Origin of the sequence: Azospirillum brasilense (assembly GCF_001315015.1) — a bacterium.
Lineage (GTDB): Bacteria > Pseudomonadota > Alphaproteobacteria > Azospirillales > Azospirillaceae > Azospirillum > Azospirillum brasilense.
This window is the reverse complement of the sequence record NZ_CP012914.1, coordinates 104,492-126,367: the sequence shown is the minus strand read 5'-3', so window position 1 is coordinate 126,367 and position 21,876 is coordinate 104,492. Positions and strand designations below refer to the sequence as shown.

Genomic DNA, 21,876 nt, shown 5'->3' with positions numbered 1-21,876 from the left:
CGTTAAACGCGGTTTCACGATCAAGCCCGGCGAGGATCGAACCCTCGCCGGGCTTTTTCTTTTTGCGGCGATCGCGGCCGTTTCACGGGAAACATCACACCACGGCAGCCGGTAGGACCTTGTCCTTGAAGCCGCACAGGTCGCTGACCGGACAGACGAGACAGTCGGGCTTGCGGGCCTTGCAGACGTAGCGGCCGTGCAGGATCAGCCAGTGGTGGGCGTGCCGGCGGTAGGCCTTGGGAACCACCTTCAGCAGCTTGGCCTCCACCGCGTCGGGCGTCTTGCCGGGGGCGAGGCCGGTGCGGTTGCCGACGCGGAAGATGTGGGTGTCCACCGCGATGGTCTCCTCGCCGAAGGCAACGTTCAGCACCACGTTGGCGGTCTTGCGCCCGACCCCCGGCAGGGTTTCCAGAGCCTCGCGGTCGCGCGGCACCTCGCCGCCATACTGGGCGACCAGGATTTCCGACAGCCGGATGACGTTCTTGGCCTTGGTGTTGAACAGACCGATGGTCTTGATGTAGCCGCGCAGCCGCTCCTCCCCCAGCTCCACCATCTGCTGCGGCGTGGTGACGATTTGGAACAGCGGGCCGGTGGCCTTGTTGACGCCGACATCGGTGGCCTGAGCCGACAGCACGACGGCGACCAGGAGCGTGTACGGATTGACGTATTCCAGCTCGCTCTTCGGCTCCGGGTTGGCGGCGCTGAGGCGGCGGAAGAATTCCTGAACGGCGGCGGGCTTCATGGGGCGCAGCATAGCGGGACCCCGGTTGTTCTTGCAAACACGCCGGGTGGAAGGCGCGCCCGATGCGCACTAGTTTGTGTGCATGACCATGGCCCGTCATACCCCCTCCCCGGCTCCTTCCCCGGCCCTGCTCCCGGCTTCCCGCGTCTTCTTCGACGCGATCCTGCACCCGCACCGCAGCCTGGGTCAGCACGGGTTCCGTGTTCTGATGGGCGTCGTGATCCTCGCCAACCTGCTGATTGCCGGCATCTTCGCTGCCAACGGGGCGTGGCCGGTGGTGCCCTTCTGTGGGCTGGACGTGGTGATCCTTTGGCTGGCCTTCCGCGTCAACAACCGGGCCGCCCAGCTGTACGAGCGGGTGCGCCTGACCGACACCGACCTGACCGTCCAGCGCGTCGCCCGGAACAAGCCGGAGCGGCGGTGGAGCCTCCAGCCCAACTGGCTGCGCGTCACCCTGGACGGCCCGCCCCGGCACGGCGGCCGGGTGACCCTCACCTCGCACGGGCAGTCGGTGGCCGTCGGCGCCTTCCTGACTCCGGAGGAGCGGGCGGATTTCGCCAAGGCGCTGCGCGGCGCGCTGGCCCTGTGGCGCCGTGCCCCCTGCCATCCCGAACCGGTGCCCTGACCGCCTGTAGGAATGCGCAAGAAACGGGTTGGTCGGTCCGCTCCGGCGGCGCATCCTGCGCCGGCCATGGAGCCTGGGAGAGAACCGCCATGCCATGCCTGAACCCTGCCGAAGACCCAGTCGACGCGCGACGCCACCGCGCCATCGCCGCCGCCATCCGCCATCTCGTGGACCATTGGCAGGACCAGCCGGGACTGGACGAGCTGGCCGCGGTCGCCGGCATGAGCCCCTTCCATTTCCAGCGGCTGTTCACCCAATGGGCGGGGATCAGCCCGAAGCGCTTCCTGCAGTTCCTGACGCTGGACAACGCCAAGCGGCTGCTTGCCGCGAACCAGAGCGTGCTGGACGTGGCGCTGGACGTCGGGCTGTCCGGGCCGTCGCGGCTGCACGACCTGTTCGTCGCCTGCGAGGCGATGACGCCGGGCGAGTACAAGGCGCTGGGCGGCGGGCTGACCATCCGCTGGGGCCTGCACTCCACTCCCTTCGGCCCGTCGCTGGTCGCCGCCACCGAGCGCGGCGTCTGCTGGCTGAGCTTCGCCGAGGAGGAGGACGGACGCGACGCGCTGGCCGAGATGGCCGCCGCCTGGCCGGCCGCCCGTCTGGTGGAGGACGCCGACGCCACCCGCCCGGTCGCCGCCCGCGCCTTTCGCTGGGACGGTTTCGCCAAGGACGGTTCCACAGGCGGTGAACCGCTGCGCCTGCTGATGAAGGGCACCAATTTCCAGATCAAGGTGTGGGAGGCGCTGCTGCGCATCCCCTCGGGCGCCGTCGTGTCCTACGAGGACGTGGCCCGCGCCATCGGCCAGCCGACCGCCATGCGGGCGGTGGGGGCGGCGGTGGGGCGCAACCCGGTCTGCGTGCTGATCCCCTGCCATCGGGTGATCCAGAAGTCGGGGATCATCCACAACTACCGCTACGGCGTCCCCCGCAAGCGCGCCCTGCTCGCCTGGGAGCAGGGGCACGTCCTGCCGGAGGACGAGGCCGCGGCTTAAGGGAACCGCGGCCTGACCGATCACATCCCCAGCACGTCCTTCATGCTGTAGAGGCCGGGCTGCTTGTCGTTGGCCCACAGCGCCGCGCGGACCGCGCCCTTGGCGTAGATCTGGCGGCCCGACGCCTTGTGGGTCAGCTCGACCCGCTCGCCCTCGGCGGCGAAGACCACGGTGTGATCGCCGATCACGTCGCCGCCGCGCAGCGTGGCGAAACCGATCTCGCCGCGCGGGCGGACGCCGGTGTGGCCGTCGCGGACCTTCTGCCAGACATCCTCCAGCGCCACCCCGCGCCCCGCCGCCGCCGCCCGGCCGAGGCCGAGCGCGGTGCCCGAGGGGGCATCCACCTTGTTGCGGTGGTGCATCTCCAGGATGTCGATGTCGTATTCGTCGCCCAGCGCGCGGCCGACCTGCTCGACCAGCGCCAGCAGCAGGTTGACGCCCAGCGACATGTTCGGCGACTGGACGATCGGGGTGTGGGTGGCGGCCTGGGCGATGGGCTCCTGCTGGGCCGGGCCGATGCCGGTCGTGCCGATGACCAGCACCGTCTGCGACTGGGCGGCCAGGGCGGCGTGGCGGACGCTGGCCTCGGGGCTGGTGAAGTCGATCACCGCGTCGGCCTCGGCGAACAGCGCCGCCGCGTCGTCGATGGCGACGACTCCCAGCGGCTCAAGGCCGGCGAGGACACCGATGTCCTTGCCGAGCGTGGGGCCGCCCACCCGCTCCGTGCCGCCGGCCAGCGTGCAGCCCGGCGTGGCGGCGATCTCGCGCACCAGCATCTGCCCCATGCGCCCCGCGCACCCGACGACCCCGATCTTCATGCCTGCCTCCCTGGGAGAATTCCGACACGGGTCTAGCACAGCCGGGGGCAAGGCTTAAGCGCCGAGACGCGTCAGGACCCCAGGCATTCCTTCAGCGAGGCGGCGATGTTGCGCATCAGCGCGGGGTAGAGGCCGGGGCCATCCTTCAGGTCCGCCCCTTCGGGGTCGAGCACGCCCTTCTTCGCCGGGGTGCCCTCGACGATGGTGTTGACCAGCGCCGGTTCGAACTGCGGTTCGGCGAAGACGCAGGCGGCGCCGAGGCCGCCGATCTTGGCGCGGATTTCCGACAGCCGCTTGGCCGAGGGGCGGCGTTCCGGGTTGACGGTGATGGCGCCGACGCCGTTCAGGCCGTACTGCGCCTCGAAATACTGGTAGGCGTCATGGAAGACGACGAAGGGCTTGCCGGCCACCGGGGCCAGCGCCGCCTTCAGCTCCGCGTCGAGCGCGTCGATGGAGCGGGCGGTGCGCTCGGCGTTGGCGGTGTAGGCGGCGGCGTTGGCCGGGTCCTTGGCCGACAAAGCCTCGGCGATCGCCGCGACCATGGCGCGGGCGTTGGCGGGGGAGAGCCAGATGTGGGTGTTCACCTCGTCATGGCCATGCTCGTCCTCATGAGCATGCTTATGGTCGTGATCATGCTTGTGCTCATGCCCATGGTCGTGGGCCTCCCAGGCGCCGCCCTCGCGGGCGTCGAGCAGGGTGACGCCCGGCGCCTCCAGCAGCGTGACGGACGTGGCCTTCTTGGCGTTCGCCGTCACCGGCTTGTCGAGGAAGCCCTCCAGCTCCGGCCCGATCCAGAAGACGAGATCGGCGGCGGCCAGCGCTTTCGCGTCCGACGGCTTCATGGCGTAGGTGTGGGGAGACGCCGCGCCACGCACGATCAGCGCCGGCTCCGCCACCCCCTCCATCACCGCGGCGACCAGGGAATGGACCGGCTTGATCGAGGCGACGACCTTGGGCCCCTCGGCCAGCGCCGGGCTGGCGGTAAGGGCGGCAGCAAGGGCAAGAAGCGGCAGGGGACGCATCGCGGCGCGCATGGGTGGGTTCCTCATCGTCTGACTGGACAGCCGGGTCTTTCCGGCGCATAGCTGTCTTCGTTTCCAGCAATGTCACGTTATAACATAACATGTCAATCCATCACGGGGCTCATCACGCGGCCCGTTCGCCGATTCCGTCCCTGGCCCCTCCCCTGGTCGACACCAAGGGTCTGACGGTGCGGCTGGGCGGGCGGACGATCCTCGACCGCGTGGATTTGGAGGTGCGGCCCGGCGAGATCGTCACGCTGATCGGCCCCAACGGTGCGGGCAAGACGACGCTGGTGCGCGCCGTGCTGGGCCTCGTCCGCGCTTCATCCGGGATGGTGGAGCGCCGCAAGGGCCTGCGCATCGGCTACATGCCGCAGCGCCTGACCGTCGACGCAACCCTGCCGCTGACCGTCCGCCGCTTCCTGGCGCTGTGGCGCCCGGTGACCGACGCGCGCATCACCGACGCGCTGGAGGAGGCCGGCGTCTCCCACCTCGCCGCCAGCCCGGTCCAGACGGTCTCCGGCGGGGAGATGCAGCGCGTGCTGCTGGCCCGCGCCCTACTGGGCGATCCCGAGCTTCTGGTGCTCGACGAGCCCGACCAGGCGGTGGACGTCCATGGGCAGGCCGAACTGTTCGGGCGCATCGAGACGCTGCGCCGCAGCCGCGGCTGCGGCGTGCTGCTGGTCAGCCACGATCTGCACACGGTGATGGCGCGCACCGACCGCGTGCTCTGCCTGAACGGCCATGTCTGCTGCCAGGGCGCGCCGGAGGATGTGCGGCGCCACCCGGAATACCGCGCCCTGTTCGGCGGCCACGCCGACGCGCTGGCCGTCTATGTCCATCACCACGACCACGCGCACGCCAGCGACGGCGCCGTGGTGCCCGGCCATGACGGGGACTGCTGCCATGGATGATTTCGTTCTGCGCGCGCTCGCCGCCGGCTGCGGCATCGCCCTGGTCGCCGGCCCGCTGGGGTCCTTCGTGGTGTGGCGGCGCATGGCCTATTTCGGCGACACGCTGGCCCATTCCGCCCTGCTGGGGGTGGCGCTGGGCTTCCTGCTGGGCGTCAACCCGCTGATCGGCGTGGTCGGCGTCTGCGTCGCGCTGGCGCTGGCGCTGGTCGGGCTGCAGCGGCGCCGCGCGCTGGCCACGGACACCGTGCTGGGCATCCTGTCGCATTCGTCGCTGTCGCTGGGCCTCGTCGCCATCGCCTTCCTGGAGACGCTGCGCGTCGATCTGGTCGCCTATCTGTTCGGCGACATCCTGAGCGTCACCACCGGCGATCTCGCCTGGATCTACACCGGCGGCGCGGCGGCGCTGGGCGGTCTGCTGCTGCTGTGGCGGCGGCTGCTGGCGGTGACGGTGGACGAGGATCTGGCGCGGGTCGAGGGGATGCCGGTGGAGGCGCTGCGGCTGGCCTTCATGCTGCTGATCGCGCTGGTCATCGCAGCGGCGATGAAGATCGTCGGCATTCTGCTCATCACCTCCCTCCTCATCATCCCGGCGGCGGCGGCCCGCCGCTTCTCCCGCACACCGGAGGCGATGGCCGCCCTGGCCTCGGTCTTCGGGATCGCCGCGGTGCTGGGCGGCCTGCTCTCCTCCCTGAACTGGGATTTGCCGGGCGGGCCGAGCATCGTGGTCGCCGCCGCCGCCCTCTTCCTGGCAAGCATGATGGTGCCGGCGGCGAACCGGTGAGCGTCAGACTTGCGTCAACTGGGCGTGCGCCGTCGTCAACACCGAGCGCGTGATGTCGGCCAGGGTGCGGCTGGCGATCCGGCTGCGCTGCCAGAACAGCGGCACGTCGAGCGGCTGGTCCGGCACCAGCGCCACCAGCCGCCCGTCGCGCAGGGCATCGGAGACCAGCGGTTCCGGATTCATCCCCCAGCCGAGCCCGGCCAGCGCCGCGTCCACGAAAGCGTGGGTGGAGGGCATCCAGTGGGTCGGCGAGGCGATCTCCACCCCGAAGGCCTGCCGGGTCCACTGCGTCTGCAGCCGGTCCTTGCTGTTGTAGGTCAGGCGCGGCGCGCGGGCCAAAGCCGCCGCCGCCACCCCATCGGGGAAATGCCAGCGCAGGAAGTCCGGGCTGGCCGTCGCCACGTAGCGCAAGGCACCCAGCGGGGTGCTGTCGCAGCCCTGCACCGGCTGGGCGCCGGACGTCACCGCCGCCAGAACCTCCCCCCGGCGCAGCCAGTCGGCGCTGTGCTCCTGGTCGTCGAGGACGAGGTCGAACAGCACGTCCGGCGTCCCGGCCATGGCGGCGACGAACCACGTGGCGAGGCTGTCGGCGTTGACCGCCATGCGCACCGTCACCGCCGGCCCGTCCTGCGGCAGGCCGGGAAGCCCGTCGCGCAGCTCGCTTTCCAGCAGGGCCACCCGCTCCGCGTGCTGGCTCAGCCGCAGGCCGGCGGGGGTGCCGGTGCAGGGCGAGCCGCGCACCACCAGAATCGTCCCCATCCGCTCCTCCAGCAGCTTCACCCGCTGCGACACGGCGGAGGGGGTAACGTGGAGCTGCGCCGCCGCCCGCTCGAAACTGCCAGTGCGGACCACCGCGGCCAGCGCGGCGAGCAGGGCGTAGTCCAGCATGAGATTAGCGTTCCTTAATCAGGATAAGGGACTTTAGTTATTCTAATCCGGGCGGCGATGGTAGGGGAACGGCCTCCGCCACCGATATCGCCAACGAATGGGGCCGCCATGCTCTCCGCCTTCCTTCCCGGCCTTCTGCTGGGTCTCAGCCTGATCGTCGCCATCGGCGCGCAGAACGCCTTCGTGCTGCGCCAGGGCCTGCGCGGGGAGCATGTGCTGGCCGTCTGCGCGACCTGCGCGGTCTCGGACGCCCTGCTGATCCTGGCCGGGGTCGGCGGCTTCGCCCAAGCCGCCCAATGGCTGCCCTGGCTGGAGACGGCGACCCGCTACGCCGGGGCGGCCTTCCTGCTGGTCTACGGGCTGCGCAGCTTCCGCTCGGCTTGGCGGGCGGGCGGTGCGCTGGACCCGGCTTCGGCGGTCCCGGCAGGGCTCGGCGCAACGCTGGCGACCTGCCTGGCGCTGACCTGGCTGAACCCGCACGTCTATCTGGACACGGTGGTGCTGGTCGGGTCGGTGTCCACCCAGTTCGCCGAGGGCAAGCACGCCTTCGCGCTGGGGGCGATGACCGCGTCCCTCCTGTTCTTCTTCGCGCTGGGCTACGGCGCACGTCTGCTGCGGCCCGTCTTCGCCCGACCCGGCGCGTGGCGGGCGCTCGACACCGGAATCGGCCTCGTCATGTGCGCGATCGCGGTGAATCTGGTCGCCTGAGCGATGGAACGTCGATAGGGGGCCGGCGCGGAGATCCCCCTTCCCCGCGCCGGTCCGGTCGTCAGGACGCCTTCAGCGCCTGCAGGAAGGTCTCGACCTGATGCTTCAGGCTGTCGGACTGGCCGGACAGGTCGGACGAGGAGCGGATGACGAGGCTGGAGGCCTGCGCCGTCTCGTTCGCCGCCACGCTGACCGCCTCGATGCTGCGGGCGATCTCGTCGGTGCCGCGGGCGGCCTGGGCGACGTTGTTGGAGATCTCCTGGGTCGCCGCCGCCTGCTCCTGCACGGCCGAGGCGATGGTGGTGGAGATCTCGTTGATCGACCGGATCGTCTCGCCGATGCCCTGGATGGCGCCGATCGTCTGGTTGGTCGCCGCCTGGATGCCGGCGATCTGGGCGGAGATGTCCTCGGTCGCCTTGGCCGTCTGGTTGGCGAGGCTCTTCACTTCGCTCGCCACCACGGCGAAGCCCTTGCCCGCCTCGCCGGCCCTTGCGGCCTCGATGGTGGCGTTGAGCGCCAGCAGATTGGTCTGGCCGGCGATGCCCTGGATCAGCTTCACCACGTCGCCGATGAGCTGCGCCGACTGGGCGAGGCTGTCGGCGGTGCCGCCGATCTGCTCGGTGCGCGACACCGCCTCGCGGGCGATGGCGACCGACCGCTCGACCTGCTGTCCGATTTCCCCGATGGAGGCGGAGAGCTGCTCCGCCGCCGCGGCGACCGCCTGGACGTTGGACGCCGCCTGGGCGGTGGCGCTGGCCGCCTCCGCGCTCTGGCGGGTCGACCGTTCCGACAGGGCGCCGAGCTGGCGCGACACGCCCTGCATGTCGGCCGAGCTGCCGGACACCGCCTGCACCACGCTCCTGACCTTCGCGTCGAAGTCGGCGGCGAGGGAGGCGGCACGCTGGCGCATCTCCTCCTCCTCCTGGACGTCGATCAGCGAACCGCAGGCGCGCAGCGCCAAACCGGCCGCGTTGCGCCGGCAGCCGCCGATGGCGCGGAACCAGCGGTAGGAGCCGTCGCGCATCTTCACGCGGTAGCGCACGTTGAAGGGCGTGCGGCCGCTGGCGTCGGCCAGGAAGGCGCCGAAGGCGGCGAAGGTCGGGGCGCTGTCGTCCGGATGCAGGCGGTCCGACCAGGAGGTCATCAGGTTCGGGAAATCCTGCTCGCCCTCGAAGCCGAGCAGGCGACGGAATTGCCCGGACCAGGTCCAGCGGCTCTGCGGATGCGCCGGGTCGCCGTTGTGGAACACGGCGTCCCACAGGCCCACGCCGGCGTGGTTGCCATAGAGGTCGAGCGCTTCGGTCAGCTCGGCCAGTTCAGCACCGCGCCCGTTGCCGCCCTTGGACCCACCCCGGAAAAATCCCATCAGACTCATTGACTTGCCCCTTCCCCTCACACGATAATCGCTACAACTTCCGGATGATCCCCATGACCGAATTGATCGGCCGGACTGTTTTCGTATACACACGATATGTGAATTTAGATTTCATTTTGGTAAAAGCTTCTTCCATCTTTTTGAAACAGAAAGCATGCCTGCCTTATTGTTTGTTTCGCTTTCTGTATGTTTATCTTTTTCACCTTTGGTTGTGCAGGGACCCTTCGACAAGCGGCATGCCGCGATCGGACGCCGCCGGCCCGGCCCGTTGCCATCACCGGCGGGACGACCTACAGTCGCCACCGTGAGGGGTTAAGCACACAAGAAGAACAGGACACCATGGCCGACACCCGCCCCGCCCCCCGAGTGGGGCTGTTCGTCACCTGCCTCGTCGATGTCTACCGCCCGACGGTCGGCTTCGCCGCGGTGAAGCTGCTGGAAGACGCCGGCTGCACGGTCGAGGTGCCGGCGTCCCAGACCTGCTGCGGCCAGCCCGCCTTCAACGCCGGCGACCGCGCCACCGCCCGCGATCTCGCCCGCAGCACCATCGCCGCCTTTGAGGGGTTCGATCACGTGGTCGTCCCCTCCGGCTCCTGCGCCGGGCAGATCCGCAAGCATTATCCGGAGCTTCTGGCCGACGATCCGGCCTGGGCGGCGCGCGCCCGCCACCTGTCGGCGCGCACGCACGAGCTGGTGTCCTTCCTGACCGACGTGCTGGGGGTGACGGACACCGGCGCGCGCTACGACGGCACGATCACCTACCACGACAGCTGTTCGGGCCTGCGCGAGCTGGGCGTCAAGGAGCAGCCGCGCCGCCTGCTTGCCAAGGTCGAGGGGCTGACGCTGAACGAGCTTCCGGGGGCGGAGGTCTGCTGCGGCTTCGGCGGCACCTTCTGCGTCAAATACCCGGACATCTCCAACCGCATGGTGGAGGCCAAGACCGCCGACATCGCAGGCACCAAGGCCGACACGCTGCTGGCCGGCGACATGGGATGCCTGCTCAACATGGCGGGCAAGCTGAAGCGCGAGGGTTCCGCCGTCCGCGTGCGCCATGTCGCGGAGGTGCTGGCCGGCGTCACCGACACCCCTCCCATCGGTGAGCCCATAAAAAGTGGGAGGGCATAACGCCATGCAGCCGACCACCCACGCCTTTCCCGAGAACGCCCGCAAGGCGCTGAGCGACGAGCGGCTTCAGAAGGTCCTGGCCATTGCGCCGGCCGGCTTCGTCAACCGCCGCAAACAGGCCGCCGACCGGCTTCCGGAGTTCGAGGATCTCCGCGACCAGGGCCGCGACCTGAAGAACCACGTGCTGGCCAACCTCGACACCTATCTGGAGGCCTTCGAGGCCAAGGTCACCGAGCAGGGCGGCCATGTGCATTGGTGCCGCACCGACCAGGAGGCGCGCGACGCCATCCTGGGCATTTGCCGCAAGGTCGGGGCGAAGACGGTCACCAAGGGCAAGTCGATGATCTCCGAGGAGATCGGGATCAACGACTACTTGGAAGCCAACGGCCTGACCCCCATCGAGACGGATCTCGGCGAATACATCATCCAGCTCCGCCGCGAGCCGCCCAGCCACATCATCGCCCCGGCCTTCCACCTGTCCAAGGCGGACGTGGAGGGCACCTTCCGCCAAGCCCACACCGACCTGCCGGCGGACCGCGTGCTGGACGAGCCCAAGGTGCTGATCGCCGAGGCGCGGCAGGTGCTGCGCCGCAAGTTCCAGCAGGCCGACGTCGGCATCACCGGCGCCAACATCATGGTGGCGGAGACCGGCTCGACCGTCATCGTCACCAACGAGGGCAACGGCGACCTGACCCAGATCCTGCCGCGCGTCCATGTGGTGATCGCCACCATCGACAAGGTGGTGCCGACGCTGGAGGACGCGGCGCTGGTGCTGCGCCTGCTGGCGCGCTCCGCGACGGGCCAGGAGGCGTCGGCCTACACCACCTTCTCCACCGGGCCGCGCCGTCCCGGCGACCTCGACGGGCCGGAGGAGTTCCACGTCGTGCTGCTCGACAACGGGCGGTCGGCGCTGCTCGGCACCGAGTTCCAGGACGTGCTGCGCTGCATCCGCTGCGGCGCCTGCATGAACCACTGCCCGGTCTACGGATCGGTCGGCGGCCACGCCTACGGCTGGGTTTATCCGGGGCCGATCGGGTCGGTGATGCAGCCGGCGCTGCTGGGGGTGAAGGAGGCCGGGCACCTGCCCAATGCCTCGACCTTCTGCGGGCGGTGCGAGGCGGTCTGCCCGATGCGCATCCCACTGCCCAAGATGATGCGCCACTGGCGGGAAAAGGAGTTCGAACAGAATCTCCAACCCGCCGCCATGCGCCGGGGGCTGGCCCTGTGGGGCTGGTTCGCCCGGCGCCCGGCGCTCTATCACGCCGCCACCCGCATGGCGGTGCGGGCGCTAGGGATGCTGGGCCGCGGCAAGGGACGCTTCGCCAGCCTGCCGCTGGCCCAGGGCTGGACCCGGCACCGCGACATGCCGGCGCCGGAGGGCAGGACCTTCCAGCAGATGTGGGCCCAGAAAAAGGCAGCCGAAAGGAAAGCGGCCGAAAAGAAGGGGACGCGCTGACCATGGCCGACACCGGCTCCGCCCGCGCCCAGATCCTGGGCGGCATCCGCAAGGCGCTGAATTCCGCCGAGGGGTCCGAGGAGGCACGCCAAAGGCTCGCCACCCACCCGCGCAACCTGATCCCGGCCCGCGCCCAGCGTCCCCATGACGAGCAGGTCGAGCTGTTCGCCGCCATGGCCACCGAGGTTTCGGCGACCGTGGAGTTGCTGGGCGGGATGGCCGAGGTGCCGGGGGCCGTGGCCGACTATCTGGCCGGGCTGAACCTGCCCGCCGAGGTCCGCGTCGCCCCGGACGCCGCCCTGGACCCCATCCCCTGGGACCAGCGCCCGACCATGACCGTGACCAAGGGACGGGCCCGCGACAGCGACGGGGCGTCGCTGACCGGCGCCTTCGCCGGGGTGGCGGAAACCGGCACGCTGATGCTGCTGTCCGGGGCCGAGCGGCCGACCACGCTGAACTTCCTGCCCGACACTCATATCGTCGTGCTGCGGCGCGGCCAGATCGTCGGCACCATGGAGGACGCCTGGGACCGGCTGCGCGCCGCCGGTGGGGATGGTGGCGGAAAGGGCGCCCTGCCCCGCACCGTCAACTTCATCACCGGCCCGTCGCGGACCGGCGACATCGAGATGCGGATCGAGCTGGGCGCCCACGGGCCGCGGCGCCTTCACATTCTGCTGGTGGAGGATTGACACGGCTGAGCGTTCAAGGGTTTATCGGAGCGTTGTCCGTGCCGGAACCCCTGTTTCACCGTGTTTGATCCGCCCCGCCCTTCGACCCGCGCGCCCGGACGGGCCGCGCCGAGGTCCCCGTCATGAACCGCCGCCGCTCGGTCTCCACCGAGGAACGGCGGCTGTGGCGGATCGCCATGCGCGACGCGGAGCCGATGCCGGGCCGGATCGTCGAGGATCCCGATCCTCCCGCCGCCCCCGCGGGCGAGCCGGAACCGGTCGCCACCACCGCCTCCCCTCCCCCCGCCCTGCCGCCGCGCGGCGGCGTGCCGAAGGGCGGGCGCCCGTCGCAGCCGCCGCTGAAGGTCGGCAACCTCGACAACATCGACCGCCGCACCGCCGACCGCTTCTCGCGCGGCGAGATGGAGATCGACGGGCGCATCGACCTGCACGGGATGAGCCAGGCGCAGGCCCACGGCGCCCTGTCCGGCTTCGTCCACCGCGCCTGGCACGAGGGGCGGCGCTGCGTGCTGGTCATCACCGGAAAGGGCACCTACACCGGCGGGGCCGGCGTGCTGCGCCAGTCGGTACCGCGCTGGCTGGCCGACGCCTCCCTGCGCCCGCTGGTGCTGGCGGTGCGCCCGGCGCAGCCCCGGCACGGCGGCGATGGGGCGCTGTACGTTCTCATCAAGCGGCGGCGCGACCAGCATCAGGGCTGGCACCGCTAGGACGAGGCCGCGATGACACCCTTCGGCGAACGGGTCCGCGCGCTGCGCGAGGGCAAGAGCGTGACGCTCAAGCAGATGGCGGCGGACCTGCACATCTCCTCGGCCTATCTGTCGGCGCTGGAGCACGGCAAGCGTGGCCAGCCCTCCGCCCAGCTCGTCCGGCAGATCTGCGCCTATTTCGGCATCATCTGGGACGAGGCGGAGGAGCTGGAGCGGCTGGCTGACCTGTCGCACCCGCGCGTGACGGTGGACACCGCCGGACTCAACCCGAAGGCGACCAAGCTGGCGAACCGGCTGGCCGAACGCATCCACGACCTGGACGACGGAACGCTGGACCGGCTGCTCCTTCTGTTGGACGAGGCACCCGCCCGCGGCGGTGCGGCGGTGCGGCGGCGGGCGGCTCCCCGGCGGCGGTAGAACGGTCAGGGCGAGCGTCGCAACGCCCCGATTTGCCTTGTGGGTTAATCAGTCGCACCTTCGGCATAGGCAACCGGACGTTTCGCGTTCGCTTTCGCTGCGCCAAATCCCTTACCATCCGATCCGGGATACCCTCGCATCCAGGCTTGACCAGACGGAATTATCATATGACCGCCGAGGTCGGGTCCATGATGCCGGGAGGCGGTGTCACGGACGCCCTGTTCCGCTCCATCTTTGACAACGCATCGGTCGGCATGGTTGTGGCCGCGCCGGACGGGCGCATTCTGGCCGCCAACCCCGCCTTCGCCCGCAGCCTGGGATACAGCCCGCAGGACATGGCCGGTCGGCATCTGGCCGACGTCACCCACCCGGAGGACTGGGCCTGGGAAAGCCTGCGCTTCGGCCGGGTGATGCGTGGCGAAGCGGCGCCGGCCCCCTTCGAGAAGCGGTTTCTGCGCGCCGATGGCGGCGTGATGCGTGCCGCCATGCGCCCGTCCCGCCTTAACGGCCCCGACGGGCGGGTGCACGCTCTCGCCGCGGTGATCGAAGATGTGACGACCGCCCGCGCCGCCGACGAGGCACTCCAGCGCAGCGAGGCGCGCAACCGCGCCATCGTGGAACAGGCGGTCGAAACCATCCTGACCGTGGACGCCCGCGGCGTCATCCTGGCCGCCAACCAGGCGGCGGAACAGCTTCTCGGCTACGATCCGGATGAGTTGACCGGCCAGCACATCACCATCCTGATGCCGCCGGAGGAGGCCGCGCAGCACGGCGCCTACATGCGCCGCTACAAAGAGACGGGGGTGCGGCAGGTCATCGGCGTCGGACGGGAGGTGACCGCCCTTCGGCGGGACGGCACCGCCATGGTCATCTGGCTGTCCCTGTCGGAGATCGACCTGCCGGGATTTCACGTCTTCGTCGCGATGCTGCGCGACCTCAGCGCCTTCAAGGCCGCCGAGCAGGCGCTGATCGAGGCCAAGGAGGCGGCGGAGCTGGCCAACCGCGCCAAGACCGCCTTCCTCGCCAACATGAGCCACGAGCTGCGCACGCCGCTGAACGGCATCCTGGGCTTCGCCGACGTGATCCACCAGCAGATGCTGGGGTCCCTGGAAAACCCCATGTACGTCAACTTCGCGGCGGAGATCAAACGGTCGGGCGAGCTGCTGCTCGCCAACATCAACGACCTGCTGGAGATGGCCACCATCGAGGCCGGTCAGGTCGGTGTCGAAGAGGCGCTCTGCGACTTCCGCGACGTGGTGGTGTCCTGCGTCCGTCTGGTCGCCAAGCGGGCGGAGCGCGGCAAGCTGCACGTCGAGGCCGACATCGCCAGCGAGCTGCCGCCCCTGCTGGCCGACCCGCGGGCGCTGAAGCAGGTTTTGCTGCATCTTCTGTCCAACGCCATCAAGTTCACCCCCGAAGGCGGGCGCATCGGCGTGTCGGCCCGCGTGGACTCCGCGGGCGCCCTGGTGGCCGAGGTGTTCGACAGCGGCGTCGGCATCCCGGAGGACCGGCTGGAAACCGTCTTCCAGCCCTTTTTCCAGGGCGACTCCTCTCTGGCCCGCCGGTTCGAGGGCATCGGGCTCGGCCTGTCCATCGCCAAGTCGCTGGTGGAACGCCACGGCGGCCGGCTGGAGATCCGCTCGCTGGAGGGGACCGGCACGTCGGTGGTTATCCACCTGCCGAAGGAGCGTTTCCTGACGGATTGGTGAGGTCCAGCCGGCGTGTGAGCCCGATGGCGTCGAGGAAGGCCTCGTCGTGGCTGACCACCAGCAGCGCCCCGTCATAGGCGCGCAGCCCGGCTTCCACCGCTTCGATGGACTCGATGTCCAGGTGGTTGGTCGGCTCGTCCAGGATCAGCAGGGGCGGAGGGACGGCACCGCCGAGGACGCAGGCGAGGCCGGCGCGCAGCGTCTGCCCGCCGCTGAGGGTCGACACGCGCTGCAACGCGGCGTCGGCGCGGAACATGAAGCGGGCCAGCGACGCCCGGCAGGCGTTCTCCCCTTCCCGCGGGTTGAGGCGCCGGAAATTGTCCAGGATCGTCGCCGACGGATCGAGAAGGCTCACCCGCTGGTCGAGCATGACGGCGCCGGCAACGACGCGGACCGTCCCGGACCAGGGAGCGCGATGGCCGGCGACGAGCGCCAGCAGCGTTGTCTTGCCCGATCCATTGGGTCCGGTGACGGCGACGCGCTCCGGCCCGGTGATGGTGAGGGACAGGTCGCGGACGACCGGCCTTCCCGCTTCGTAGCCGGCGGTGACGCCATCGAACGTCAGCACGGTCCGGCCAGGCGGAAGGCCGGTGGGCGGCAGCACGACCGACAGCGGCTGAAGGACTTCGATGCGTGCGCGGGCGCCGGCCACGGCGTCGAGCGCGTCGGCCTTCTGCTGGACGGCGCGGCGGGCGTTGTCGCCGCCGGTGGCCTCGCTGCGCTCCTTCCGGCCGCCAAGGAGGATGCGCGGCAGATCGCCCTTCGCCGCCTTCCGCTGCCCCGCCCGGTCCTTGCGCGCCTTCCGTTCGGCGGTGGCCTGCGCCGTCCGGGCCGCCTCCGCCACGCGTTTCTCGGCATCCGCCAGATCGTGGCGAGCGGCGTCGAGGGCCAGCGCCCGGGCGGCGCGGTAGTGGCTCCAGTTTCCGCCATAGCGGGTCGCACCGAGGGACGTCAGCTCGACGATGGCGTCCATGTGGTCGAGCAGGTTCCGGTCGTGGCTGACCACCACCGCCCCGCCCCGCCAGGAGGCCAGCAGCCCGATGACCGCCTCCCTCCCCTCGCGGTCGAGATCGTTGGTCGGCTCATCCAGCAGCAGGACATCGGGCTCCGGAAAGATCGCCGCAGCCAGGGCGGCGCGGGTGCGCTGCCCGCCCGACAGGCAGGTCAGCGGCGTCTCGGGCTCCGCCTCCAGCCCCACCCGGCCGAGCGCCGACCGGATGCGGCCTTCCAGCGTCCAATCCACCTCGGCCAGCGCGTCGGCGTCCGCGTCGCCCCGCTCGGCGCGGCGCAGCAGGTCCAGCATGGCGGTCGCGCCGAACAGCCCGGCGACCGTGTCGTCCGGTCTCACCGACAGGTTCTGATTCAGGATTCCCAGGCTGCCGCGGACCGACACCGTCCCGGATTGCGGGCGCAGCGCGCCCGTCATCAGCTTGAGAAGAGTCGATTTCCCGGTGCCGTTGCGTCCGACGAGCCCGGTCCGTTCAAGACCGAACCCCAGGCTGATGTCGGATAGGACGGGACGCCCGTCAGGCGTGGACCAGGACAGGTTCGCCAGGGTGATGGCGGGCGGTGTGATGGAAGCAGGCATGGACGCGGATTTCCCCGAAGACGAAACGAACGGACGTTGCGGTCGGGTTGAAATCCATCGTTCTACGCATCCTGCCGTGATGAGATGCCGACCATCCTAAGGCCAGCCGGGCCGCCGATCAAGAAAGCCGATCAAGGCGGGTGGACTCTCATAGCCCTCTCCCCTCTGGGGAGAGGGTGCCCGCGAAGCGGGCGGTGAGGGGGTTGCGCGTGGCGGTACGTCCGGCACAAGCGCAACCCCCTCACCCTAACCCTCTCCCCAGAGGGGAGAGGGGACTTCAATGCGATAGCCGCAGCGCGCCCTACAGAATGAACTTCGACAGGTCGGCGTTCTTGGCGAGGCCGCCGACCTGGGCGCGGACGGTCTCCGCGTCGATGGTGACGGTCTGGCCGGCCTTGTCGCTGGCGGTGAAGCTGATGTCTTCCAGCAGCCTTTCCAGGACGGTGTGCAGGCGCCGCGCCCCGATGTTCTCCACCGTGGCGTTGATCTCGGTGGCAAGGCGGGCCAGCTCGTCGATGGCGTCGTCGGTGAAGACGAGATCGACCTCCTCGGTCTTCAGCAGCGCCTTGTACTGCTTGATCAGGCTGGCTTCCGGCTCGGTCAGGATGCGGCGGAAATCGTCCTGCTCCAGCGCCTTCAGCTCGACGCGGATCGGCAGGCGGCCCTGCAGCTCCGGCAGCAGGTCCGACGGCTTGGACAGGTGGAAGGCGCCGGACGCGATGAACAGGATGTGGTCGGTCTTCACCGCGCCATGCTTGGTGCTGACCGTCGTGCCCTCGATCAGCGGCAGCAGGTCGCGCTGCACGCCCTCGCGGCTGACGTCGGCGCCGCCCTTGTAGTCGGAACGGGCGGAGATCTTGTCGATCTCGTCGAGGAAGACGATGCCGTTCTGCTCGACCGCCTGGATCGCTTCCGAAACGACCTTTTCCTGGTCCAGCAGCTTGTCCGACTCTTCCGCCATCAGGACGGTGTAGCTCTCGGCGACGGACATGCGCCGGGACTTGGTGCGCCCGCCCATCGCCTTGCCGAAGATGTCGTTCAGGTTGAGCATGCCCATCTGGGCGCCCGGCATGCCGGGGATGTCGAAGGTCGGCAGGCCGCCGGCGGTGTCGGCCACCTGGATTTCGATCTCGCGGTCGTTCAGTGTGCCCTCGCGCAGCATCTTGCGGAACTTCTGCCGCGTCTCCGGGCTGGCGTTCTCGCCGCACAGCGCGTCGACCACGCGCTCCTCGGCGCGCAGCTCGGCCTTGGCAGCCACTTCCTTGCGCAGCCGCTCCTTGGTCAGGCCGATGGCGGCCTCCACCAGATCGCGGACGATCTGCTCGACGTCGCGGCCGACATAGCCGACCTCGGTGAACTTGGTCGCCTCGACCTTCAGGAAGGGTGCCTGGGCCAGCTTCGCCAGACGGCGGGCGATCTCCGTCTTGCCGACGCCGGTCGGGCCGATCATCAGGATGTTCTTGGGCAGAACCTCCTCGCGCAGCCCCTCGGGGAGCTGCTGGCGGCGCCAGCGGTTGCGCAGCGCGATGGCGACCGCGCGCTTGGCCTCGTGCTGGCCGACGATGTAGCGGTCGAGTTCGGAGACGATCTCGCGCGGGCTGAAGGCGGCGGTGGCGGCGGCGATGCTGGGGGCGGACATGGCGTGGGACCCGGTCTGAGGGTTAGAGCTTTTCAAGCGTGACGTTCTCGTTGGTGTAGACGCAGATGCCGGCGGCGATCTTCATCGCCTTGCGGGCCACGGCCTCCGCGTCCAGACCATCGACGTCGACCAGCGCGCGCGCCGCCGACAGGGCGTAGGCGCCGCCGGAGCCGATGCCAATGAGGCCGTCCTCCGGCTCCAGCACGTCGCCGTTGCCGGTCAGGATCAGGCTGACGTTGCGGTCGGCCACGGCCATCATGGCCTCCAGCCGGCGCAGGTAGCGGTCGGTGCGCCAGTCCTTGGCCATCTCCACGCAGGCGCGCAGCAGCTGGCCGGGGTGCTTCTCCAGCTTGGTCTCCAGCCGCTCGAACAGGGTCAGCGCGTCGGCGGTGGCGCCGGCGAAGCCGCCCATCACCGTGCCGCCGGCGAGCCAGCGCACCTTGCGGGCGTTCGATTTCATGACCGTCTGGCCGACGGACACCTGGCCGTCGCCGGCAATGACCACCTGCCCGTTCTTGCGGACCGAGAGGATGGTGGTGCCGTGCCACTGGATGGGATCGTGGGAAGTCATCGGGACCGTGGTCTAAGGAAGAGGCGCCCGTGCCCGAACGGCCCGGCGCGAACCCGGCCGATATAGGCACATCGGAACACGGGTCTATGTGGGGGGACGGCGGGTCCCGTCAAGTCTGGCGTCATGGGGCGGCCTACCATGTGGTGGAATTGGCCGGGGAGCAAGCTGCGTCATCTCAACCCCCAGGCGGGCCAGCGCCTCCATCACCGGGACGAAGGCGGACAGGCCGTGCCCGCCACCCGGCGGCGGACCGGAACGGGCGACGCCCAGCAGGTTGCCCGCCTCGTCCACCAGCGCGTCGCCCGGCGCCGCGTCCGGCCCGGTCAAATCGGCCTGGAGCAGCGTCGCCTCCACCCCCGGCGCGGCTTGCGGATCGGGGCGCCGGGCCGCCAGAATGCCCGCCGCCGTGTCGTCGCCCCGCTCCAGGACCGCTGTCACCGGCTCGCTGACCGCCGGGATGTCCAGACGCAGCGGCGCCGCGCGCAGCCGGGCCGGCACGCGGATCAGGGCGATTCCGCCCGGAACGTCGCGCGCCATCACCGTTCCGTCCAGCGACACCCCGCGGGACGGCGCGACGGTGACGGTCGCGTCCGGCCCGGCGTCGAGCGTCAGCAGAAGCGACTGGCCGTCCAGTTCCCCCAGCACGATTCCCCGGCCTTTGCGCTCGTCCGGTCCGACGCGAACCGTGGCGGCGGACACGCGGGCGGCGGGATCGTCGGCGTAGCCTTGGAGCGGGTCGGCGATGCGCAGAATCAAGGTCGGCGGGCGGGTTTTCTCCAGAAAAGGTGCCGGTCCGCCGGACGCGCCGCCAGGATCAACCGTCGCGGTTGACACCACAGCCGGGCCACTTGACGCACCCGTGGGTGCACTTGACACTCCCACCACCCCACTTGACACTACCGGGGCCGCACTTGACGCTCCCGGATGGGCGGTTGACACTCCTCCCCACCCACTTGACACTATGGCAGCGCCACTTGACGCTATCGCCCCGCCCCGCGACACCGCGGCGCGGAAGCCGGGGTCGGCGCCCAGCGCCTCCACCGCCGTGCCGAAGGCCTCCTCGATCAGCAGAACGTCGCCCTGCGGCACGCCGCTGTCCTTGCGGGCCACCCCCGTCGTGGTGACGCGGTGGACGAGCCGGCCCGTCACGGCGTCGTAGACCGCCCAGTCGACCCGCAGGCTACCGATGCCGGACACCCCCTCGCTGCTCCCTGTCAGCCAGCTCCGGCGGCGGCACAGGTCGCTGTTCACCGCGCGCAGGTCGCCGCGCAGGATGTAGCGGGCGCGCTTGCGATCGAACTCCGCCTCGTAGTCGCTGCCTTGGACGCCCGCCACGTCGTAGCCGGCGTCGGTCAGAACCTCGGCGAAGCGCTCCTGAAAGGTGGAATTCTCGTGCAGACTGCGCCCGCTGGTCCAATAGACGTCCTCATAGGGCGGCCAGCACTCCAGCGCCCAGACATAGCGCCCCGTCACCATGCCCCGCCGCATCGAGCCGAGCGAGAGGCCGTCGAAGCGGACCGGCTCCGTCGAACCGCGGGCGACGGGTGGGGATTTGCGGGTCTGCGGCAGCTCCCCGCCCATGCAGGCGGCCAGCACCAGCAGGGCCGCGAGGGACAGGAAAAGGCGTCCGGGCGTCGGCATGTCCGATGGCATATCCCATTATGCGCGTTGAGCGTGCACACGACCATGCACACACACGCATTATGCGGCATCGCGACCGACGGTCATAGGCGTTTTCGGAGGCGGCACCTCTGGCGCGCCCGCGCGCTTCCTGATAAAACCCGGACTCATGGACCAGAGCCTTGCCAATGGCGTCCGCCGCGCCTCGATCGAGCGGAACACCACCGAAACCCGGATCCGGGTCGCCGTGAATCTGGACGGCACCGGCGTCTATGACGTGAAGACCGGCGTCGGCTTCCTCGACCACATGCTGGAGCAGCTGTCGCGCCACAGCCTGATGGACCTGTCGGTGGCGGCGGAGGGCGACCTGCACATCGACGCCCACCACACGACCGAGGACAGCGGCATCGCCATCGGCCAAGCGGTGGCGAAGGCGCTGGGCGACCGCAAGGGCATCCAGCGCTACGGCCACGCCTACGTCCCGATGGACGAGACGCTGACCCGCGTCGCGCTCGACTTCTCCAACCGGCCCTACCTGATCTGGAAGGTGTCCTTCAGCCGCGACAAGATCGGCGACATGGACACTGAGCTGTTCCGCGAGTGGTTCCAGGCCTTCGCCATGGCCGCGGGCGTGACGCTGCACGTCGAATGCCTCTATGGCGAGAACAACCACCACATCGTGGAAAGCTGCTACAAGGCGCTTGCCCGCGCGCTGCGGGCCGGGATCGAAATCGACCCGCGCAAGCGCGACGCCGTGCCCTCGACCAAAGGGACGCTGGGCGGCTCCCTCTGAAAAAAACCGGCGGCTTCGACAAGGCCGGGTCTCTGCTGAAGGCTTTCGTTTCATGGAAACCGTTGCGCTGATCGATTACGGCTCCGGCAACCTGCGTTCCGCCGCCAAGGCTCTGGAGCGCGCGGCGGCGGGGTGCCATGCCTCCTTCCAAGTCCTGGTGACCTCCGACGCCGACGCCGTGCGCAAGGCCGACCGCGTCGTCCTGCCGGGCGTCGGCGCCTTCGCCGACTGCAAGCGCGGCCTGTCGGAGGTTCCCGGCATGCTCGACGCGTTGGAGGAGGTGGTGCACGGCAAGGGCCGCCCCTTCCTGGGCATCTGCGTCGGCATGCAGCTGATGGCGGAGCGCGGGCGCGAGTACGGCGTGACCGAGGGGCTGGGCTGGATCAAGGGCGAGGTGGTGAAGCTGGAGCCCGCCGACCCGACGCTGAAGATCCCGCACATGGGCTGGAACGAGCTGGACATCCGCCGGGAGCACCCGGTGCTGGCCGGCCTGCCGGAGCGGGCGCACGCCTACTTCGTCCACTCCTACCGCTTCGCCGTGGAGCGGCCGGAGGACGTGATCGCCAGCGCCGATTACGGCGGGCCTTTCGCAGCGGTGGTCGGACGCGACAATCTGGTCGGCACCCAGTTCCACCCGGAAAAGAGCCAGGAGACCGGCCTCGCCCTGGTCGCCAACTTCCTGACCTGGCGGGTCTGA

The 21,876-nt window shown here is 70.0% G+C and carries 22 protein-coding genes; 13 read left to right on the top strand and 9 right to left on the bottom strand.

Annotation, left to right across the window (positions count from 1 at the left end):
• Positions 1-94 precede the first annotated feature (94 nt).
• Positions 95-754, bottom strand: coding sequence for an endonuclease III (gene nth / locus AMK58_RS00610; protein ID WP_104675365.1), 660 nt, complete (start codon positions 752-754; stop codon positions 95-97).
• A 76-nt stretch (positions 755-830) separates the two neighbouring features.
• Between nth and AMK58_RS00605 the strand changes: the two genes are divergently transcribed.
• Positions 831-1,367 carry a DUF2244 domain-containing protein gene (locus AMK58_RS00605; protein ID WP_236778149.1) on the top strand — a complete coding sequence of 179 codons (537 nt, stop codon included), beginning with the start codon at positions 831-833 and terminating at the stop codon, positions 1,365-1,367.
• 89 nt (positions 1,368-1,456) lie between these two features.
• A complete protein-coding gene (locus AMK58_RS00600) occupies positions 1,457-2,359 on the top strand; it encodes a methylated-DNA--[protein]-cysteine S-methyltransferase (protein WP_035670229.1) in 903 nt (300 codons plus the stop codon).
• A gap of 20 nt (positions 2,360-2,379) precedes the next feature.
• Here the strand turns inward: AMK58_RS00600 and dapB are convergent, their stop codons facing one another.
• Both dapB and znuA read right to left on the bottom strand, forming a co-directional pair.
• Positions 2,380-3,177, bottom strand: a complete 798-nt coding sequence (dapB, locus tag AMK58_RS00595) for a 4-hydroxy-tetrahydrodipicolinate reductase (RefSeq protein WP_035670232.1) — start codon at positions 3,175-3,177, stop codon at positions 2,380-2,382.
• Positions 3,178-3,248: 71 nt separating this feature from the next.
• Positions 3,249-4,211, bottom strand: a complete 963-nt coding sequence (gene znuA / locus AMK58_RS00590; protein WP_035670235.1) for a zinc ABC transporter substrate-binding protein ZnuA — start codon at positions 4,209-4,211, stop codon at positions 3,249-3,251.
• A gap of 89 nt (positions 4,212-4,300) precedes the next feature.
• On the opposite strand from znuA, the gene znuC reads away from it, so the two are divergent.
• Both znuC and znuB read left to right on the top strand, forming a co-directional pair.
• A complete protein-coding gene (znuC, locus tag AMK58_RS00585; protein WP_196813087.1) occupies positions 4,301-5,113 on the top strand; it encodes a zinc ABC transporter ATP-binding protein ZnuC in 813 nt (270 codons plus the stop codon).
• On the top strand, positions 5,106-5,894 hold the full coding sequence (gene znuB / locus AMK58_RS00580) for a zinc ABC transporter permease subunit ZnuB (RefSeq protein WP_038530258.1): 789 nt from the start codon (positions 5,106-5,108) through the stop codon (positions 5,892-5,894). Before znuC ends, znuB begins: the two co-directional genes overlap by 8 nt.
• Before the next feature lie 3 nt (positions 5,895-5,897).
• On the opposite strand, the gene AMK58_RS00575 is transcribed toward znuB, so the two are convergent.
• Complete coding sequence (locus AMK58_RS00575; protein ID WP_059398475.1) at positions 5,898-6,782, bottom strand: LysR family transcriptional regulator ArgP; 885 nt, start codon at positions 6,780-6,782, stop codon at positions 5,898-5,900.
• 108 nt (positions 6,783-6,890) lie between these two features.
• Between AMK58_RS00575 and AMK58_RS00570 the strand changes: the two genes are divergently transcribed.
• The gene (locus AMK58_RS00570) at positions 6,891-7,490 is read left to right on the top strand and encodes a LysE/ArgO family amino acid transporter (RefSeq protein WP_035670241.1); all 600 of its coding nucleotides are present in this window, start codon (positions 6,891-6,893) and stop codon (positions 7,488-7,490) included.
• A gap of 61 nt (positions 7,491-7,551) precedes the next feature.
• Here the strand turns inward: AMK58_RS00570 and AMK58_RS00565 are convergent, their stop codons facing one another.
• On the bottom strand, positions 7,552-8,865 hold the full coding sequence (locus AMK58_RS00565; RefSeq protein WP_104675366.1) for a methyl-accepting chemotaxis protein: 1,314 nt from the start codon (positions 8,863-8,865) through the stop codon (positions 7,552-7,554).
• Positions 8,866-9,204: 339 nt separating this feature from the next.
• On the opposite strand from AMK58_RS00565, the gene AMK58_RS00560 reads away from it, so the two are divergent.
• From AMK58_RS00560 to AMK58_RS00535, 6 genes are all read left to right on the top strand, one after another.
• Entirely contained in the window at positions 9,205-9,990 is a 786-nt protein-coding gene (locus AMK58_RS00560) for a (Fe-S)-binding protein (RefSeq protein WP_014238892.1), read from the top strand.
• Positions 9,991-9,994: 4 nt separating this feature from the next.
• Positions 9,995-11,446 (top strand): LutB/LldF family L-lactate oxidation iron-sulfur protein, encoded by a 1,452-nt coding sequence (locus AMK58_RS00555; RefSeq protein WP_035670244.1) that lies wholly within the window; start codon positions 9,995-9,997, stop codon positions 11,444-11,446.
• A gap of 2 nt (positions 11,447-11,448) precedes the next feature.
• A complete protein-coding gene (locus AMK58_RS00550) occupies positions 11,449-12,135 on the top strand; it encodes a LutC/YkgG family protein (protein ID WP_035670247.1) in 687 nt (228 codons plus the stop codon).
• A 122-nt stretch (positions 12,136-12,257) separates the two neighbouring features.
• Positions 12,258-12,842, top strand: a complete 585-nt coding sequence (locus tag AMK58_RS00545) for a Smr/MutS family protein (RefSeq protein ID WP_059398474.1) — start codon at positions 12,258-12,260, stop codon at positions 12,840-12,842.
• 12 nt (positions 12,843-12,854) lie between these two features.
• A complete protein-coding gene (locus AMK58_RS00540) occupies positions 12,855-13,259 on the top strand; it encodes a helix-turn-helix domain-containing protein (RefSeq protein WP_035670271.1) in 405 nt (134 codons plus the stop codon).
• A gap of 167 nt (positions 13,260-13,426) precedes the next feature.
• Complete coding sequence (locus AMK58_RS00535) at positions 13,427-14,968, top strand: sensor histidine kinase (RefSeq protein WP_059398473.1); 1,542 nt, start codon at positions 13,427-13,429, stop codon at positions 14,966-14,968.
• Here the strand turns inward: AMK58_RS00535 and AMK58_RS00530 are convergent.
• From AMK58_RS00530 to AMK58_RS00515, 4 genes are all read right to left on the bottom strand, one after another.
• Entirely contained in the window at positions 14,928-16,556 is a 1,629-nt protein-coding gene (locus AMK58_RS00530) for an ABC-F family ATP-binding cassette domain-containing protein (RefSeq protein WP_035670275.1), read from the bottom strand. The genes AMK58_RS00535 and AMK58_RS00530 overlap by 41 nt on opposite strands.
• Before the next feature lie 301 nt (positions 16,557-16,857).
• A complete protein-coding gene (hslU, locus tag AMK58_RS00525; RefSeq protein WP_035670278.1) occupies positions 16,858-18,195 on the bottom strand; it encodes an ATP-dependent protease ATPase subunit HslU in 1,338 nt (445 codons plus the stop codon).
• Between the two features lie 22 nt (positions 18,196-18,217).
• On the bottom strand, positions 18,218-18,766 hold the full coding sequence (gene hslV, locus AMK58_RS00520; protein ID WP_014238902.1) for an ATP-dependent protease subunit HslV: 549 nt from the start codon (positions 18,764-18,766) through the stop codon (positions 18,218-18,220).
• A gap of 84 nt (positions 18,767-18,850) precedes the next feature.
• Positions 18,851-20,407 (bottom strand): serine protease family protein, encoded by a 1,557-nt coding sequence (locus tag AMK58_RS00515; RefSeq protein ID WP_051140026.1) that lies wholly within the window; start codon positions 20,405-20,407, stop codon positions 18,851-18,853.
• 148 nt (positions 20,408-20,555) lie between these two features.
• Between AMK58_RS00515 and hisB the strand changes: the two genes are divergently transcribed.
• Both hisB and hisH read left to right on the top strand, forming a co-directional pair.
• Complete coding sequence (gene hisB, locus AMK58_RS00510; RefSeq protein ID WP_035670281.1) at positions 20,556-21,179, top strand: imidazoleglycerol-phosphate dehydratase HisB; 624 nt, start codon at positions 20,556-20,558, stop codon at positions 21,177-21,179.
• Between the two features lie 52 nt (positions 21,180-21,231).
• Positions 21,232-21,876, top strand: coding sequence for an imidazole glycerol phosphate synthase subunit HisH (gene hisH / locus AMK58_RS00505; protein WP_035670285.1), 645 nt, complete (start codon positions 21,232-21,234; stop codon positions 21,874-21,876).